Annotated in this window: 15 protein-coding genes and 2 riboswitches; of the genes, 3 read left to right on the top strand and 12 right to left on the bottom strand. The window is 44.4% G+C overall.

Annotated features, from left to right (window positions below; translation table 11 throughout):
• Positions 1-2: 2 nt before the first annotated feature.
• The 4 genes from FFL34_RS15295 to FFL34_RS15280 all read right to left on the bottom strand — a co-directional run bounded on the left by FFL34_RS15295 (position 3) and on the right by FFL34_RS15280 (position 4413).
• Positions 3-1463, bottom strand: coding sequence for an adenosylcobinamide amidohydrolase (locus FFL34_RS15295; RefSeq protein WP_138604191.1), 1461 nt, complete (start codon positions 1461-1463; stop codon positions 3-5).
• 98 nt (positions 1464-1561) lie between these two features.
• Positions 1562-2614 (bottom strand): FecCD family ABC transporter permease, encoded by a 1053-nt coding sequence (locus FFL34_RS15290; protein ID WP_138604190.1) that lies wholly within the window; start codon positions 2612-2614, stop codon positions 1562-1564.
• Positions 2577-3563, bottom strand: coding sequence for an ABC transporter substrate-binding protein (locus FFL34_RS15285; RefSeq protein WP_138604189.1), 987 nt, complete (start codon positions 3561-3563; stop codon positions 2577-2579). The genes FFL34_RS15290 and FFL34_RS15285 overlap by 38 nt, the downstream gene beginning before the upstream one ends.
• A gap of 120 nt (positions 3564-3683) precedes the next feature.
• Positions 3684-3870: riboswitch (cobalamin riboswitch) on the bottom strand.
• Between the two features lie 141 nt (positions 3871-4011).
• Positions 4012-4413, bottom strand: coding sequence for a GPO family capsid scaffolding protein (locus FFL34_RS15280; protein WP_138604188.1), 402 nt, complete (start codon positions 4411-4413; stop codon positions 4012-4014).
• A gap of 342 nt (positions 4414-4755) precedes the next feature.
• Here FFL34_RS15280 and FFL34_RS15275 point away from each other — a divergent pair, with 342 nt between their 5' ends.
• Complete coding sequence (locus tag FFL34_RS15275) at positions 4756-5547, top strand: N-acetylmuramoyl-L-alanine amidase (RefSeq protein WP_138604187.1); 792 nt, start codon at positions 4756-4758, stop codon at positions 5545-5547.
• An 80-nt stretch (positions 5548-5627) separates the two neighbouring features.
• Here FFL34_RS15275 and FFL34_RS15270 read toward each other — a convergent pair whose 3' ends face one another.
• From FFL34_RS15270 to FFL34_RS15250, 5 genes are all read right to left on the bottom strand, one after another.
• Positions 5628-6023 carry a hypothetical protein gene (locus FFL34_RS15270; RefSeq protein ID WP_138604186.1) on the bottom strand — a complete coding sequence of 132 codons (396 nt, stop codon included), beginning with the start codon at positions 6021-6023 and terminating at the stop codon, positions 5628-5630.
• Complete coding sequence (locus FFL34_RS15265) at positions 6004-6603, bottom strand: DNA-3-methyladenine glycosylase (protein WP_138604185.1); 600 nt, start codon at positions 6601-6603, stop codon at positions 6004-6006. Before FFL34_RS15265 ends, FFL34_RS15270 begins: the two co-directional genes overlap by 20 nt.
• Before the next feature lie 138 nt (positions 6604-6741).
• Positions 6742-7425 (bottom strand): thiaminase II, encoded by a 684-nt coding sequence (tenA, locus tag FFL34_RS15260; protein ID WP_138604184.1) that lies wholly within the window; start codon positions 7423-7425, stop codon positions 6742-6744.
• 100 nt (positions 7426-7525) lie between these two features.
• Positions 7526-7635: riboswitch (TPP riboswitch) on the bottom strand.
• A 365-nt stretch (positions 7636-8000) separates the two neighbouring features.
• Positions 8001-9194, bottom strand: coding sequence for an IS256 family transposase (locus tag FFL34_RS15255; protein WP_138602395.1), 1194 nt, complete (start codon positions 9192-9194; stop codon positions 8001-8003).
• Between the two features lie 599 nt (positions 9195-9793).
• Positions 9794-10780 (bottom strand): diaminopimelate dehydrogenase, encoded by a 987-nt coding sequence (locus FFL34_RS15250; protein WP_138604183.1) that lies wholly within the window; start codon positions 10778-10780, stop codon positions 9794-9796.
• A gap of 358 nt (positions 10781-11138) precedes the next feature.
• Between FFL34_RS15250 and FFL34_RS15245 the strand changes: the two genes are divergently transcribed.
• Together FFL34_RS15245 and FFL34_RS15240 are read left to right on the top strand one after the other, a co-directional pair.
• A complete protein-coding gene (locus tag FFL34_RS15245; RefSeq protein WP_138604182.1) occupies positions 11139-11705 on the top strand; it encodes a sigma-70 family RNA polymerase sigma factor in 567 nt (188 codons plus the stop codon).
• A gap of 31 nt (positions 11706-11736) precedes the next feature.
• A complete protein-coding gene (locus tag FFL34_RS15240) occupies positions 11737-12945 on the top strand; it encodes a DnaD domain-containing protein (protein ID WP_138604181.1) in 1209 nt (402 codons plus the stop codon).
• A 353-nt stretch (positions 12946-13298) separates the two neighbouring features.
• Here FFL34_RS15240 and FFL34_RS15235 read toward each other — a convergent pair whose 3' ends face one another.
• From FFL34_RS15235 to FFL34_RS15225, 3 genes are all read right to left on the bottom strand, one after another.
• Positions 13299-13577, bottom strand: coding sequence for a YciI family protein (locus FFL34_RS15235; protein WP_138604180.1), 279 nt, complete (start codon positions 13575-13577; stop codon positions 13299-13301).
• Positions 13578-13712: 135 nt separating this feature from the next.
• Entirely contained in the window at positions 13713-14384 is a 672-nt protein-coding gene (locus FFL34_RS15230; RefSeq protein WP_138604179.1) for a uracil-DNA glycosylase, read from the bottom strand.
• A gap of 118 nt (positions 14385-14502) precedes the next feature.
• A complete protein-coding gene (locus FFL34_RS15225; RefSeq protein WP_129674691.1) occupies positions 14503-14916 on the bottom strand; it encodes a GlcG/HbpS family heme-binding protein in 414 nt (137 codons plus the stop codon).
• Between the last annotated feature and the right edge of the window lie 93 nt (positions 14917-15009).

Below are 15009 nucleotides of genomic sequence, written 5' to 3'. Positions count from 1 at the left end.
TCTTACCTCGCCTGGTAACGCTGAATTGCTTTTTTTGTTTCTGTATAAACACTTTTTCCGATTAATTGACCAAGTGCTGTAGCGGTTCCTGCATAGGACAGTGTTTGTCCTTGTTGAGTAGCAGCAACCAGAACACTATCTGTTGAAGTCCCCGTTGCGATGGTGCCCGTATTTTCATCTGTAATAGCCAATTCACGTAACACCTGGGCTTTTGCCTCTGTTGCGGTTATGATAGCCTGGATGAACGCTTCTTCCGTTACGTGTCCGTTGATAAACAACCATGTATTAATCGTACCTTGCGTCATCGGGTGACGTCCCCCGGCAGAACGTGTACCGTCAGTTGCATTCCCGACACCAGCTGTTACGACGGTAAAAAGAGAGACGTGATCGTTTTCCCAAAAGCCATAAGCAACATCTGCTAGCTGAACCGCTGTCATCATGCCGACTGTACAGGATGTGTCGAAGCCGTTTTTTTCAAGATAACACCGCATCTCGCCCTCAGGATCCGAACAATCATAGTTGTTTGCTACATGACGATTAACAAAAGCACTGTTCCAGCCAAAGCCAGCTCCACATACACCCGAAGATAATGTTCGTAGTGAAGTTGGTGCGGCCAAGCTAATATACTCCTGCTTAACATGTAACATGGAAGGGCCAATGCTTACTTCTTCAGCTGAAATATCATCCTCATCAGGAAGCAAATGCATTTGTGGTTTAGCGACAGCCGGATGTGGATGTTTGGTCACATCCGTTTGGTATACTTCTTTAATCAGGCCCTCTGTCAACACGCCATCAGGTGTATGCAAAGCCCGCTTTTGACCGTCATGCAACAACAACAGCCGGTCACAGTACAAGCTAGCCAGATTCAAATCATGAAAAATAGAAACAACAGTTAATCCCTCTTGTCTCGCCCCTTTTTTCAATAGATCCAGCAAATCCTTTTGATAGGCTAAATCCAGATGGTTGGTCGGTTCATCAAGTAATAATAAATTCGGCTGCTGGGCTAATGCCTGTGCTAAAAATACCCGTTGCTGTTCCCCACCTGATAATTCCTGCACCGCCTCATCCTGAAAGTTCGTAATATTCGTTTGCTCCATGACAGTCTGAAGCACATGTTCATCCTCAGCGGTCCACGTCTGAAAAAAACCTTGATGATGGGCATACCTCCCTAGCGCAACTGTGTCCCTGACCGTATAGGAAAACGCATGTGCCGTAAGCTGAGGGAGAACTGCCATTTGCTTAGCCAAAGCTTTTCGCGAAAAATGGCGTATATTTTTGTTATTAATCTGAACAGAACCGGACATGCAAGGGATTAAACCACTCACCATTTTCAAAAGCGTCGTTTTGCCACTCCCATTGGGGCCCAATATTCCAAAAAACTCTCCCGGCGAAACAGAAAAACTGATATCTTTAATAACTGTCTGCCCATCATAGCCGCCAGAAACATGCTCCAAGTTCAACATAACAGCACACCTCCTCTCCTTGGGGCCGCGCGACTTTCGGGCCGGGCCGCGCGACTTTTTCGGTTTTCGTAATACTCGATGCAAAAGCCGTCCGTTCTTTATGCCTTTCGTTGTTTTATTAGGATAAGTCCGAACACCGGTGCACCAATTAATGCAGTAATCACGCCAATCGGCAGAATGGTTGGTGATATAATGGTTCGTGATATAAGATCTGTCAGCATTAAAAAGCCGGCCCCGGTTAAAATGGATAAAGGCAGAAGATGAACATGATCCGGCCCCCATAACCGCCTTGTCAAGTGAGGAATCACCAATCCGACAAAACCGATGGCTCCGGAAACAGCTACTGCCGCACCGGTGAGTATCGAGCCGGCAGCAAGAATCACGAGTTTCCGCTTTTCGACGTCGACTCCGAGATGCTGCGCCCGTTCTTCCCCGAATGACATCGCATTGAGCTCCCGGCAATTCAATAAAAGTAACAAAGATCCCAGGATGAAAAACGGGATAATAATGCCAATATAACTCCACCCCCGCATCGATACACTGCCAAGCAACCAGCCCATAATTTGCCGTAATTCATCACCTGTCAATGCAATAATCAAGGATATAAAAGCACCCAAAAATGAACTGAAAATAATACCTGTTAAGATAATCGTCTCCACCCGCATCGTCCGATCAACACTTTTGGCAAAAAACAACACAAGTAAAATAGTTAATAGAGCAGTTATGATACTTACAACCGGCAGCGTAAAAAGCCCAAGCAAAGGAATCGATATATTAAAAAACAATGTTGCTACTGCCCCCACGGAAGCGCCGGAAGAGACACCTAAAATATACGGATCTGCCAATGGATTTCGCAGCAGGCCCTGGAAAGCCGCTCCTGCAATGGCAAGAGAGGCCCCCACTAAACCAGCAAGAAGCACTCTGGGCAAGCGAATTTGCGAAACAATATTCTTATATACCGGATCGACCTGTTCAGCTATCGGTAAGCGAAAAACGTCTGCACCAATGATCTTTACGATATCTAATACAGGAACAGAAACACTGCCGACGGATATAGCCGTCAACATCGAAATAAGTAAGAACGCTAGCGCCAGCACATAAGCAAGTACATTGTTATTCTTCAAAAAGTTCCGGATAAACAACCTCGGCAATCTCCTTTGCACCTTCCACTAAGCGGGGTCCGGGACGACTGACAAGATCGGATTGGACATCATAAACCTGCTCTTTTTCTACCGCGGTCATGTCCCCCCAGCCATCACGATTCATGATTTGTTCCACTGGATCATTCTCATAATGCCCGTACGTTGTTATAATGACGTCCGGATTAAGTTCCACAATGGACTCAGGATCAATCCGGACCCAGCCATCTTGTTCTTTCGCCGCATTATCCGCATTGACAAGCTGCAGGAGGTCATTAAAAAAGGTGTGTTGACCTGCAGTGAAAATGTCTGGTGCTGGTGCAACCTCAAAGAAGACAGACTTTCGTTCCTCATCGCTTATTTCATCTGTTTTTTCACGCAGTGCGGCAAATTCTTCTTTCATATTGCTAATAATAGCTTCTGCCTTTTCTTGCGTGCCAGTAACCTGTCCAATTTGTTCAACCGCTTCATACGTCTCTTCAATTTGCTGTGCATCGTGTACCACAAACACATGAATGCCAGCATCCCGAAGCTGCTGTAACGCTTCTTTAGAATTATGTGCGCTGGAAGCATGTGCGAGCACAAGATCAGGCTCAAGGCTTAGAATCACTTCCACGTTCAATTCCATACCGCCTACTTTTTCTTTTTCCTTGACCGCTTCCGGATAATTGTCATGATCAGAGACACCGACAATTTTATCCCCTAACCCAAGCGCAAAGGCAATTTCGGTATTACTTGGAATTAAGGAAACAATCCGCTCCGGCTTATCGGCAATAGTCATTTCTTGATTGAGTGCATCTGTTACCGTTAGTGGAAAAGCAGATTGCCCCGTTTCTGTTTCTTCCGTTTTTCCATCTTTGTTCTCTGGCTCTTTTTCGGAGTCGGGACTTTCAGAACCGCATCCGGTTAAAAGACCGATTGTAAACATGACCAATAGAAAAAATGATAAAACCTTTTTCATTTCAATACCTCCTAGTGTACGCAAATAAAAAACCATCTTCACGAGAAATGAAGATGGTTATGTAAAAGAACAGTCATCATTAGCCTGCCCCTTTACACCCTCCTATTCCTCGTAGGCATTGGTGCATGAAGGTAACAGGCAGGTCTCCTGGCTCATGGTCATCACTTGCTGCACCTTCCCATACATACACATGTACAGTGGTCATAGCAGCTAGCTCGCAAATACAGTGGCGGGACCGCGCTGGACTTTAACCAGCTTCCCTTTTAAGATTTCATAAGTTGAAATCACCCGTACCCTAAACGATTAAGTTATTCGCTAGTTCTAATTATACATAAAGTTACACAAACGTGCCAGGCACTATAACTATTCAGAATTATATAAGTGCCTGGCACCAACAATTAATTCAGACAAAAAAAACAGCCTCGTTTCGGCTGCGAAAAGCTGATTCTTATACCATCCCCATCGTTCTTTTCACCTTATATATATCATCCTCATTATGCCATGTTTTCTTGGCAAGCAATTCAACACTGCCCTGCAGGTCGTCCATCTTTTTATTCATCTGATTAAACCCGGAATCCATTTTTTCGTCCATTTCTTTAAACCTAGTGTCCATTGCTTCAAACCTTGCATCCACTTCTTTAAACCTGGTGTCCATCTCTTCTTGCATTTTGTCAAATCTTTGATCGATCGCCTCAAATCTCTGATCGATTGCCTCAAATCTCTGATCAACCGCCTCAAACCTTTGATCAACCGCTTCGAACCGCTGATCCACTTTTGCAAATCCTGCATTCATTTGCTCCTGCAGCTCTTTGATGGCCTGCATGATTTGCAGATTTTGTTCATTTGTCAACGCTAACTCCCCCTCCCTTTTTGCTTTATTCGTTGCCATCGCACAAGTTGTTCTACTTAAATCATTATAACCTCTCCTGCCAAAATAGTCTACAATTCGACAGGTTAAATAAACGTTGGCAGGTATTGTTAAATCCGCATCACACCTTTTCTCACCGACATCCGATTATAGTTATAGGAAGCGCGATCTCGCAATAGAGTTTCCTCAACCTAAGGCATGCTGTCGTCATTCTCATCGTTTGACTTAATTTAGCCAAATCCAATCATTTGTCCAATTGTTCGTCGCTTCCTTTTAATACAATATGATTGAACAGGTCTGTAAACAGAGAGGAGGGTTTTCGTAGTGAAATTTTATGTAGATCCGGGGCATGGTGGTGCCGATCCGGGAGCACAAGGAAACGGCATGCAAGAAAAAGATATGACGCTGGATATAGCGCAACGCATCCGTCATCTTTTAACCAATGATTACAATGACGTCTATGTCCGCATGAGCCGGACTGATGACAGCAGCAAAAGCTTAAGTGAGCGAACAAACGAAGCCAATGCTTGGGGTGCGGACTATTATTTGTCCATTCACTGCAATTCCTATAATGGGGCCGCGCAAGGATATGAGGACTATATTCACTCGAGCTTGTCTGATTCCTCGACAACAGCACATTATCAGGGTATCATGCACAACGAAATAACAAAGGTGAATCAGCTTAGCAACCGTGGGCAGAAAAAGGCAAACTTTCATGTACTGCGAGAAACGATGATGCCAGCGCTTTTAACGGAAAATGGGTTTATCGACAATGATCATGATGCTGACCTGATGAAGGATGCTTCCTGGCGGCAAACCGTTGCACAGGGACACGTGAATGGATTAGCAAAAGCATTCAACCTCGAGCGTAAAGCAAGCGCTGGAACACTTTATAAAGTAATTGCCGGTTCCTTTCAATCAAAAGAAAATGCAGAAAATCGGACAGCCCATCTTCGGTCAAAAGGAATCGAGTCATTTGTCGCGGCAGTTACCATTTCCGGCAAGCGTTGGTACCGCATACAGGCCGGTGCCTTCTTCGTACGAGATAACGCCAAAGCACGACTAGAGGAAGTCAAAAAAGCAGGCGTTGAAGATGCATTTATCACCGCTGAATAGGACCTCGGAGACGATCTTCTAGTCCCAGGGAGGCAGCCACACGAAGCGAACAGCACCCACACTGTTCGCTTTTTTACTATCTAGATAATGGTAGATTTGGTTGCTGTGGACAGCTGAGGTTCCAAATCAGCCATGTCCAGCTTCGACGCGCTAGTGCAGGCGCCCGCACAGGATGTCGCGGTTTTAGCCTGCCGGTACTGAAGGCGTATCGCAATTTCAAAAGCAGATATCAACCGGTGTGCGGCAAACATCAACGCTTTAGCAACGGATATCAACGGTTCACGGCGCAACATCGACGCTTTAGCTGCAATTATCAACGCTTCACGGCGCAACATCAACGCTTTAGCTGCAATTATCAACGCTTTACGGGGAATCATCGACACATCTTCCCATTCAAAAGTGGTTTTCTTTTTCAAGGACGTGACGTTTTTAGCCTTCGAGGACGCTTGCGTTTCTTCATCTGGAAACAAACGCATTGTCGCGGATCCAAAAGCGCCATGGATAGTCTTTTGCCTCCCCGGCGTTTCCAATCCCGATCCGTGGACCAGCAGCAATTTCTGAAACATCCACACTTCTCCCCGGAGCAATCCACAGCGGACGCTGATTAAGTGCATGTCCATAATCATCCATCGTGATGCCGAGCGCTTTCGTTAATTTGCCGGGGCCATTCGTCCATTCTTTTTTCTTTTTCGCTTTGGGCCGCCGTGGTTCCATTAATTCCTGGCCAATATACGGCTCCACACCGCGAATCAATACAGCTTCCGGCGCGTCAATCTGGCCGCTCACAACATTAAAGAGACAGTGCGTATGCATCGAATACGTATATGTATAACCAGCCTCACCGAACATGATTTCCGTTCGTTTCGTGCGACGGTGATTAAAACTATGGGCTGCACGATCACCAGGCCCAATGTAGCCTTCCGTTTCCACAATCAAACCGCCGGCAACCCCCTCCTTTGTTTCCTTCAGCAGCAATTTTCCTAGCAGTGACTGCGCCAGTTGGAGGGTCGGCTGGTGATAAAATGATAAGTGTAATGGCTCCGGTAAGTGGCACATGGTATATCCTCCTTCTCCCGATCATTCTCATCATTTCCAGGACAAAACATTATATACTTTAACCATAACAAATCCCCACCTGTACAGATGGGGATTGTTTCACGTTGGTATAGCGGCACATCGCTATGCCACGTATACTTATTGTCGCACGGCCATTCTGCTGGAAAGCCACGTTTCTTTCGTATAGGACATTTCCCAGAATGCAAGCTCGTATTCTTTGGCAATAACAAATTGTTCTTTCATGGCTTCTCTTTCCTGTTCACTGGCCTCTTCCGCCAGTGCATCCAGCAGATCAATCATTTCCTGGGTCGAAGTTTGAAACCATTCGCTTGCATACATTTGAATCCAATTTTGATAGATTTCTTCCTGCGGTACCGCGTTCTGATAAACCTGGCCAATGTCCGCATACAGCCAATAACAAGGAAGTACCGCAGCAATCGTCTGCCCGAGGCTGCCTGAGAGAGCAGCCCGGTACAAGTGAGATGTATACCCGTATGCCGTCGGGGCTGGTTTAAACTGCGCCATATCCTCCTTCGTAATGTTCAGAACGCGTGCATGTTCCTCATGAACCGTCAATTCAGCCTGTGCCGTCATCTTCGCTTTATCCGCAAGTAACGCCGTCGTCTCGAAATCCCTTGCCTGCGCGGCTGCCATCGCATGCACTTTCCCGTAATGCTTCAAATAGTAAATGTCCTGGAGAATATAATACTTAAACGTCTCCAGTGGCAAATCACCATTTGCAATTCCCGTAACAAACGGATGATGCAGACTCATCTCCCAGCTTTGTTTCGTTGCCTCTCGCAGTGTTTCTGAAAATTTCATTAAAAAATCCTCCTCTTTTACTGTTTCCGACAGATTGAGGAGGGGAAGGTTCGCTGCTTACGTCCATTTATGGAAAGAAACCATTTTTCATAAACATAGACAAGCGACGATACCACTTCCCTCCGCTGGTATGAACCAGATCAGGTTGTAAGGGTTCTAAAGTATCACTTTAATCTCAGCCCTTCTAAAAGGGCACCCCTAGCGGAAACATTTATTATTTTCAAAATCATCTTACCAATCTTAAGTGAGAAAGTCAACTAAGTAATGGTCTACGTGGTTCGGGGGCGTCAATAATTTTGTGTAAATGACCCTATTCCTGTAGAAGGTTAGCCATTGTTTTTCAAAGTTTCAAGATTAGGTGGCTGCTCTAAGCCACAGCGGCAGCTGCTTGTCCTTGACCCTGCGCCTCTTCTTCGTGATTCGCTGTGTTGGGTTCAGGGACCCGGCCAGCGAGAACGTAGAAGAGATCGGTCGTGGTACGCTCGGTGTGCGGATGGAGCCCCTTGAGGGCTTTATTTTGCCCAGCCGCCATGTACACACCACCACGACCGCAAGCAGGGTCAAGGATGGCGGTGTTAAGCCTGATTTTCCAGCGCTTCAAACATCTGCAGTAGTTCGGGCTTCGCCTTTCCAAATCCTTTGTGGCACCGCATACCGAATTTATGGTTGTAATCCAAAAATTGGGTTACCAGAAAACGTTCCAGGGCATCCTCGTTGGGAAATTGTTCTTTGCGTTTGACGTAGCGTTTGATTTCCTTGTTAAATCCTTCGATGAGATTTGTGGTATAAATACTGGAACGGATGGATACCGGGAAATCATAGAACGTTAATAAGCGATCCTGTCTCATCACTGCGTCGACAGCGCGAGGATACGTTTTGTGCCATTTATTTTGAAATTGGTCCAGGGCACTAAGAGCTTGCTGGCGGTCCTCAGCTTCGTAAATAGCCTTGAAATCATCCAGAATAGCCGCACGATCTTTCACACGAACTTTGTTAGCGATATTGCGGGAAACATGGACACAGCACACCTGATGTTTGGCTTTTGGGTAGACACGATGCAAGGCATCTGTCATGCCGTTCAAGCCGTCCGAAATAAAGAGAAGGACATGTTCAACACCGCGTTCAGATAAGTGCTGTACCAACTCCTCCCACACATTGGCGGATTCCGTTGGGGCAATGGTAAAGTCCAGTACTTCTTTGCCGCCATCTTCTGCAATGCCAATGGCAATATAGACCGATTCTTTTTCAACGCTTTGACGACGAATCGGGATCTGGGTGGCATCCAGATAAATGCACACATAACGTCGCTCCAGGGTTCGCTCATGGAATGCCTGAACATCTTCTGACACAAGCTGTGTCAGATTTGAAACGGTCTGTTTGGAATAATGTTGACCATACATTTTTTCGATCAAATCAGCAATTTCATCCGTCGTTATGCCCTTTTCGTACAAATGGATTACAAATTGTTCCAGCGTGTCGTTAGAACGTTTATAAGGCGCCAGCGTTTGTTGCTGAAAGGAACCGTTGCGGTCTCTGGGAATATGCAGCTCAAGGCTGCCGTATTCCGTTTTGAACGTTCGGTCATAGAACCCGTTACGGGAATTACCGGAGTTAACGCCGGCCTGCTCATAAGGCTCATAGTCCAGGAAAGCCGTTAATTCGTGTTTTAAAAGCTGATTGATGGCTGTTTCCAAGTGATGGCGAAAAATTTCTTCAATATCCTGCTTTTGGGCTAGTCCTTCTAGCAAATCTGTAGTAAGATGACTCATAGGGAAGACCTCCTGTGGGTTTTGTGTGCTAACTCTATTCTACAGGAAAAGGTCTTCCTTTTTCTATGACCATCGTTTAGGTATATTCATTTACACAAACTATTTTACGCTCTCCGTGGTTCAATTTAAGAGTACAAAAAAGTAATTTAAAATACTTGTTATAGAAATCATCTTAATATTTTCTTCGGTATCTATTTTAAAAAAACTTCTAATCAATTTTTTACTGTCGAACTTCACTTGTGATTGCTTTTTTAGAGTTCCTGTCACAGATTACCTCTTACTTCTTCTGTTCCCCTGGAAACTTTTGTACGTTTTACAGTCCCATGCGTTCAACAATGCAGTCACATTAATCATCTCTTTTCACCTAGAATACTATAATTTTCGCATTAAATAACATTGAAAATAACAAGGATTTAGCAGATAAGTATGGCAGTTGGTATGTTATTTCATTATGCAAATGAAACTTAAGATTGTCATAACAATAAAAAAAGGATGCTAAACCACTTGTGATTTGCATCGCAATAAATTTGTTATTTTATATTCTCTTTGCTAAAACTGAATGGCTGTTTGAGTCAGCCCTGTGCAGCTGCAATTACTCCTTATAAATAATCCCTTCTTAACGCCTCTGCTGATCGTGGTGAAATATAAGCTGGTGCGACATCATAAACTGTTTTGGCACCAAATTGATTTTCCTGGCTCATTCGATGGGCAGCTCTTGCATATGCGACTAACACACTGGACGTAAATTCAGGGTTGCTGTCTAATGTGAGCGAGAACTCGTAAATTTGTTTGTTAGCTTCTCCTGTATTGCCACTTCGAATCACAAAGCCACCGTGTGGTGCCTTAGAATGGTCACGTTCCAATTCTTCCTCGGAAATAAAATTCACTTCTGTGTCATAATCGGCGAAATAGTTCGGCATGGTTTTGATTTCATTTTCGATTGCTGCTTTGTCCGCATCCTTTTCAGCGACAACATAGCAAACACGGCGATGTTTCCCCGATTTGGTTAATTCCGGGTTGGCACCGCTGCGTACTTGTTCAATTGCTTCCTCGGATGGAATGGTATATTGGACACCATTTTTCACACCGTTAACTCTTCTTACCGCATCAGAGTGTCCCTGGCTGAGTCCTTTTCCCCAAAATGAATAGTTTTCTCCGTTAGGTAAAATCGCATCAGCCATTACGCGGTTTAGAGAGAACAAGCCCGGATCCCAGCCTGTTGAGATAATAGCAGTTGTATGATGTTTTGTTGCAACTTCATTGACCATTTGATAAAACTCGGGAATTTTTGCATGCGTATCATAACTGTCCACTGTGTTAAACATGCTTGCAAAGTATGGGGTTTGTTCGGGTAAATCTGTTGCCGATCCACCACAAAGCAGCATTACATCAATGTCATTTTGGTAATTGCCTGCGTTATCAATATGTACAGCTTTAGCATCAGGATCATCAAGTTTCAATGCTTCCGGATCCCTTCTGGTGAAAACGGCAACTAATTCCAGGTCTTCAGTTGCTTTAATGGCTTTTACTGCGCCTTTTCCCAGATTACCATAACCGACGACTCCCAATTTAATTTTGTTGCTCATGTGTATCTCTCCTTTTTAAAGTGACTGTCTAAGAAACAATGGTTCAAGGTGCCTTTTATTATAAATGAATGCGACGTCTATTGAAACTATTTTATATGATCGCTACATTTGTGCCATGTGAAAGCACCTACAAATACTTTACGATTTTTTTTACGGTTATTTATACGACTTTATAATAAAATTGTACTCCCAAAACTGAACGACTAAGTAATGGTCCCCTCTCTCCTTTTCAGACCCATCTCAACACAAAATGTCACAAAAAAGACAAAACTTTTTTCATTACCATGACACTTTTTGACTTCTTTTTTCGATTATAGGAGTAGAAGCGTTCTATCCAAAATCATAAAGGAGTAATCACATGGACAAAAAACTGACATTTGAGGAGATTTTTCAGCAAAACGAGCGGCGAATTCATTATCAGATTCACAAAATGAACATCCGTGACCCGCATCATGACTTTTTTCAGGAGGGGTTAGTCGCACTTTGGAATGCGTTTGAAACGTATCAACCGGACAAGGGGCCCATGGCAACGTACTTCAACTATATCATCCGAAACCGTCTGATTGATCGTATGCGGCATGATACCAGACAACATGAGATTCTTCAGCAAACCGTTCACGAGCAACACACACAATACACTGACGGCAATTACCACCGAGGCACGGAGGGCGCCCGTCCCATAGCGGCCAATCACCAACTCCAGCTGGCTGATTCCAATCTTTGGAAAAATCTTCAGTCCCAACTGACGGACAAGCAATGGAAATGGGTCTATTACGCTATTATCCAAGAAATGTCCTATAAAACAATCGCCGAACAGGAAAACACAACTGTTGACGCGGTGAAAAATTGGGGGCGGCAAGTGAAGAAGAAATTAAAGGACCCGCATTTTCGTCACATGTTGTCGCTGGATGATAAGGACATTTAACACATACGTAAAAATATAAAGGAGCATTCATATGAACTACTTAAAAGAATTAAACGCTTTTTACCAGCAAATAATTTTCAATCCACTGTCCGGATCGGCTGTCGCACTTTGGAACACATTAATGCATTTCAATAATCTATCCGGATGGCAAAAAACGTTCTCCGTTCCTGTTTCCATTATTGAGTTAAAATCCGGTATCAAAGGCTCGTCGTTTAAACGCGCACGCGATGAGCTGCAAGAAAAAGGCTACATCCGCGTAACATCACGGAGCGGAAGGCAGGCCGCTGTCTATCAAATGATTTCACAAATTAAACCAATGTGCCAAGTTAATAGTTTCATGGACGTAGAAACGGATGCGAAACAAGACACAATCCCTGCTTCTGAAACCCAATGGCAGACGCAGCCGTCCCAAGCAGAGCAATCAGCACATTTTACTCATGACTCATTGGAACAGCCCGTCAACGAACCTATCGAGAACCAAGCAGCACACCAAATGAACGAAGATAATATGAACCACAATACGAACCAACGTGCAGCCCACACGACCAAAGATAGCCTGGTCCACAATGTGAAGGACAATATGGACCACAACACGGACCACAGTACCACTAACAGTACAAAAGTCAGTGCGCACCACAACAAGAACCACTATACGGCAGACAACATGGTCCACTATGCGGAGGACAACGTGGACCACAACACGGACCACAATGCGGACCCATTAGTTAAACAATACATAAACAAAAATAAAATAAAACATAAAACAAAACAAACAACAACGACAACTGATGCCATCCGGTTTTACCAGGATTATTTTGGCATGGCTAGTTCTTACACTGCCGATGATATCTGCCATTGGATCAACGACATCGGTGAACCGCTTGTACTTGAGGCCATGCAACGTGCCTTGGACCAACAAAAGCCCAGATGGCAATATGTAAAAGGCATTCTAAAAGCCTGGTCCAAAAAAGGTATTACGACCGTTGAACAGGTAGCTGCGAATGAAGCTGCCTTCCGTAACCGCCAACTGCAGCAACAGCATCAACGTCCCTCGACTGCCGGCAGTGAAGTTATACCCGGCTGGTTTCAGAAACGAAAACAAAAGCAGGAACGTAACAGACAACAAAAACAGCAGCAGACAGCAACGTCGCATGCGGTCGGTTCCCCAGAATGGGAGGAGTGCGAGCGTTTATTAGTCAAATATTCAAAAAAGCATACCAACAGCAAGGTGCTTGTGTAGGGCAGTGAATGTTTGGATTGTGCTGTATGAAAAAACAACGAACCAGTTATCCCTAACAGCACCTCCATCCTTTGGCATTGGCTGCTAGTTGGGCGTGCAATAGGAAATCTGGGTGCATACTACAAAAAGGATTCGTACGTCAAAAACGTGCCTGTCATCGTGCGAACTATTTTACCGCAACAACGCTTCAGACAATCAGCCGACTAGCTGCAGATGGTGTATATTTAGACATAGGACTACGAAGAACAAGCAAACAGGGCGGTTGTTGTATGATTACCCTTGTACAAAAGTGTCAACCAACCCGCTTGTTCCCCTGCCCTAAAATAATTTAACGCATCATCCCATAAGTCACGTTACAATTGAAAGTTAGGGTTCGTGTCCAACGCCCATTCATGAATTTCCCAGTTTCTTGCGCCATTTACAATATAGGGGTCCTGTTTCAGATAGGATATAGCTTCTTCCAAATCATTCGCTGCATAGATAACCAAACCACCAGCCCCATCAGTAAATGGTCCGTTCATCACTACTTTATTTTCCTGTCTCATTTGCTCCAGGAACGCCAAGTGTTGTGGACGAAATGATCGGTTCTTTTCTTCATCTTGCAAGGTTAAAATCACGGCATAATATTTCATAACAGTTCCTCCCTGTGTTTCTGAATTTTTTGTTCTTGTCTAGGCGTTTATTTACACGTAGTATATCACACCGACCAGAAGCAAACAAGTGTTCTAGCTGCGTTTTTCAAAAATTATTGCAGTTCGCATATAGGTTCATTCCCGGACGCGCCAGTCAATAGGTGTACGGCCGGACGCGTCTAGAAATTGATTGGCACGTGAAAATGGGCGGATGCCAAAAAACCCTTTGTGCGCGGAAAACGGACTCGGGTGTGGTGATTTAATGATCTGATGGTGCGGTGCTGTAATTAGCGTCTCTTTTGCCTGTGCATGCCGCCCCCAAAGGATAAATACGACCGGATCTTGTTTGGCATTCACCTGTCTGATCACTTCATTCGTGAAATTTTCCCATCCTTTTCCACGGTGAGATGCCGGTTTTCCTGCTCTGACCGTCAGAACCGTATTTAACAAAAGAACACCTTGTTTAGCCCAGTCTGTCAGACACCCGTGATGAGGGATCGGAATACCAAGATCATGATGAAGTTCCCTATAGATGTTTTTTAACGAAGGTGGTATCGTGACTTCCGGCTGAACGGAAAAACTTAATCCATGCGCCTGATTGGGACCATGGTATGGATCCTGTCCAAGAATAACCACTTTCGTATTTTCATAGGTTGTATAATGAAGAGCGTTAAAAATATCGTGCATATCAGGATAAACCGCACCGGTACCATACTCCTGTTTTAAAAATGAACGCAGCTGTAAATAATAGTCTTTCTGAAATTCATTCTGCAGCATCGGCGCCCAATCATTTGTTAATATAGCCACCATTCTCAGCTCCCTCTCACGCAATATAATCACCTTTATATCGTATCACGCCATTTGGGGACTGAAAAATAAAAATAAAAATAAAACCCCCATTCTGATGGAGGTCCTATTTCATCACTTATTTTTCTTTTTCAAATACGTTAACACCCGCTTCTGCTACTTGAACATCCTGTGGTACGGCGCCACCACTTACGCCAATCGCTCCGAGTACTTTTCCGTCCTTTTCCAGCGGGATGCCGCCACCGAATACAACAATTTTTCCCTGATTCGTTGTATTAAGTCCCCATAACTCAGCATTTGGTACCGTCGCATCTTCCAGGTTGGAGGTTGGCATTTTAAGCGCAACGGATGTCCAAGCCTTATTCCGTGCGATATCCACACTTGCGAGCCATGCATCATCCATGCGATGGGTGGCAATCAGATTTCCCCCATCATCCATGACAGAAATAACCATCTGTACCCCTATGTTAGCCGCTTCTGCTTCTGCTCCCTCAATGACCTTTTTAGCCATTTCCAGATTTAATGTTCCCATGAAAATCCATCCTTTCTTGAAACCTTTTAAAAGCTTATGCATACGTACACGATATATTCCCGTATTTCCATTTAATAAACACTGAATTTTCTT

This window comes from Lentibacillus cibarius, assembly GCF_005887555.1.
Lineage (GTDB): Bacteria > Bacillota > Bacilli > Bacillales > Amphibacillaceae > Lentibacillus > Lentibacillus cibarius.
The sequence above is the reverse complement of the archived record's forward strand: the minus strand, read 5'-3'. Positions and strand labels throughout refer to the sequence as shown.

What these genes read in the sequence shown, in the direction of transcription:
- FFL34_RS15295 (WP_138604191.1), bottom strand. Translation starts at nt 1,463, where the DNA reads ATGTTGAACTTGGAGCATGTTTCTGGCGGCTATGATGGGCAGACAGTT.
- FFL34_RS15285 (WP_138604189.1), bottom strand. Translation starts at nt 3,563, where the DNA reads ATGAAAAAGGTTTTATCATTTTTTCTATTGGTCATGTTTACAATCGGT.
- FFL34_RS15270 (WP_138604186.1), bottom strand. Translation starts at nt 6,023, where the DNA reads ATGCGTTTGTTTCCAGATGAAGAAACGCAAGCGTCCTCGAAGGCTAAA.
- FFL34_RS15265 (WP_138604185.1), bottom strand. Translation starts at nt 6,603, where the DNA reads ATGTGCCACTTACCGGAGCCATTACACTTATCATTTTATCACCAGCCG.
- tenA (WP_138604184.1), bottom strand. Translation starts at nt 7,425, where the DNA reads ATGAAATTTTCAGAAACACTGCGAGAGGCAACGAAACAAAGCTGGGAG.
- FFL34_RS15255 (WP_138602395.1), bottom strand. Translation starts at nt 9,194, where the DNA reads ATGAGTCATCTTACTACAGATTTGCTAGAAGGACTAGCCCAAAAGCAG.
- FFL34_RS15250 (WP_138604183.1), bottom strand. Translation starts at nt 10,780, where the DNA reads ATGAGCAACAAAATTAAATTGGGAGTCGTCGGTTATGGTAATCTGGGA.
- FFL34_RS15245 (WP_138604182.1), top strand. Translation starts at nt 11,139, where the DNA reads ATGGACAAAAAACTGACATTTGAGGAGATTTTTCAGCAAAACGAGCGG.
- FFL34_RS15240 (WP_138604181.1), top strand. Translation starts at nt 11,737, where the DNA reads ATGAACTACTTAAAAGAATTAAACGCTTTTTACCAGCAAATAATTTTC.
- FFL34_RS15235 (WP_138604180.1), bottom strand. Translation starts at nt 13,577, where the DNA reads ATGAAATATTATGCCGTGATTTTAACCTTGCAAGATGAAGAAAAGAAC.
- FFL34_RS15225 (WP_129674691.1), bottom strand. Translation starts at nt 14,916, where the DNA reads ATGGGAACATTAAATCTGGAAATGGCTAAAAAGGTCATTGAGGGAGCA.